The sequence below is a fragment of the Methylomonas sp. BG-2 genome, from assembly GCF_057766305.1.
This window is the reverse complement of record NZ_JBYMAP010000386.1, coordinates 1-2,287: the sequence shown is the minus strand read 5'-3', so window position 1 is coordinate 2,287 and position 2,287 is coordinate 1. Positions and strand designations below refer to the sequence as shown.

Genomic DNA, 2,287 nt, shown 5'->3' with positions numbered 1-2,287 from the left:
CCCAAGCCTTGCCGGTCGCCAGAAGCGCGCCGTCATCCAGGCCTTCGCCGAATACGATCAGTTCTGCATTCAGCCGTCGAGCCGCCATCAATCTGGACATCGCCAGTACCGTCGCGAAACCGTCATCATTGCGCGACGCCTGCAAGACCGCGATCCGCACTCGCTGATCCTGAATCAACGGCCGAATGCTATCGGCGGATTCGGGATTGCATTTCGGATTCGGCGCGCGGTAGCGAAATCGGATTTCCGTGAAACGGCGGCGGAAACGGCTTAACGCGTCCCGCGAGGCCAAATAAACGCCGTTGGCGTTTGCCAGCAGTTGCCGCGAACCCTGGCGCAAGTCCGCCGGACTATCCAGGTCGGGTAGCCGGCTGCCATAGCGATCGATACATTCGACGCAAGCGCTGGTCGCCGGCGGATCGCCGCAAAACGTCGCGTCCGTCCGAGTTAGCGTGATGCGGGGGCAGTACGCGGCATAATCACTCAAGAATATCCGGTAAGGAATATTGAGTGCGATCAGTTTCGGCCATAGTTGAAAAGGCCAATCGGCCACATGGTGAATATCAATGCGGTCCAAGTTCAGGCTGGATAGGTCTTGCCACAGCTGCCGCTCGTCTTGCGGCCAGCGGTATTGCAGCAATAACGGTTCGTCGGTCCGAGTGCTTTGCAAGGATAGGGTCAACGCGCCGTTCGCCGCGCGCTCGGACCGTAGGGTAAACGCGGCGTTTAAAGATTGCGCCAACCACTCCCCTCGCAAATCGCCGGGTTGGGTCGCGGGCAATAGCGCTAATTCCGCGCGTTTGCCGGACCGCATCGGTAAAAATTGCCGTTGCAAGGCTAGTCGTATCGGTCGCAACGGGTCTTCCGACAGGAATCGGTCGTACCGATCCGAATGGTCCGGGTATCTGGCGTAAACCTTGGCGACATTCTTGGCCGCCAGACCGGCTTTTTCAGTCCCGAAAGACACGCTACCGGCATGTCCCACGAACACGCGCGGCGTGCAAACGTGGCGCCAGCCGCGCCGTTCCGCGCGCAGGCAAAACTCGGTGTCCTCCCCGTAGCCGCGCTCGATCATGCGGCTATCGAATCCGCCGGCCTCGGTCAGGCATCGACGTTTGATGTATAAACAAAAACCGACGCCAACCGGAATATCCACAACGGTGTCTGCGGGCAGTTCGGCGCAGAGACGATCCAAACGTTGCAACACCGCCGGTTTGGGTAAAGTCCAAGCTTGCATCGGTAGCGGATAGCTGACCAATTCGCCGTTGTTGCTGAACGGCGTGACGGTGCCGATATCGCTGGCCAGATAAGCGGCGTCGCGCAAGCGGTCCAGCCAATCGCCGTGCACCACGGTGTCGGCGTTCAGCAGTATTGCATCGCGATGTGGGCCGAGCCGCAGGCCGCGATCGACGGCTTGGACAAAGCCGGCGTTGACGGCTTGTTTTACTAATGTGATACGGCCTTGGCTTGCCAGTTTGCGCAAATAAGCCGCCAACAAAGGATCGGGGCAGGCGTCGTCGACGACAATCAGACGGTAGGTGGTGCGATTGGCGGCGGCTAAAACCGATTTCAGACAAGCCTGGGTTTCCGCGTAACCTTTATAGACCGGCACAATCACGTCAACGGCGTCGTCTGGTTCCGCTATTGTCAGCGCGGCATCGCTGGCGGTCTCGGCGTCGGGTGTTTCGTCGAACCTTAGCGGCGATCCGGCCAGATCCTTGTTCGCCAAATGGACGCGGATATGCCGGGGGCGGTTGGGGAGTTTAAAGGAAAAGCCGTCGCGCTCGCCGCCCAAACCGTGTTGGCGTAACAGTGGCGTGGCCAGAAACGGTTTCAGCGTGTAGTCAACGCCGTCGAGAACCACGCTGAGCGGCGCTTGCTGCTCGGCGTTCAGCAGCCAGCCGCTGAGGGTTTCGCCGTCGAAGCGGCAAGCGCCGATCGGCGAATCCTTGAAACGGGTCAAAATGCGCGTTGCCCGCAGCACATCGAGCGGTTGATCGTGTCGGGTCAATGCGGCCCAGGCCAGCTGCCGCGAATTCGCGTTGGGTGGCAGGGGATGCGCCGCCAACAGTTGCAGCAAATAAGCCGTCAATGTGTGGTCGTCAGGAAACCGTCTTCTGGCGTTGAACAATAGCTCCGTTGCGGCATGCGGGTGCTGGCAATGCTCGAGTGCCTTGGCTTGCAACAGCGCCAAATCGACCGATTTGGGTCGAAAAATCCGTGTTACCCGGTCGATCAGCCGCCATGCGTAATAGGGATGGTCGCCGCGCAACAGGCGGGCGGCGGT

The 2,287-nt window shown here is 60.2% G+C and carries 1 protein-coding gene; it reads right to left on the bottom strand.

The window, feature by feature from the left end:
- Positions 1-2,287, bottom strand: a 2,287-nt coding sequence (locus AC3B8H_RS20480; protein WP_488443365.1) for a glycosyltransferase, incomplete at both ends; no start/stop codon positions are given.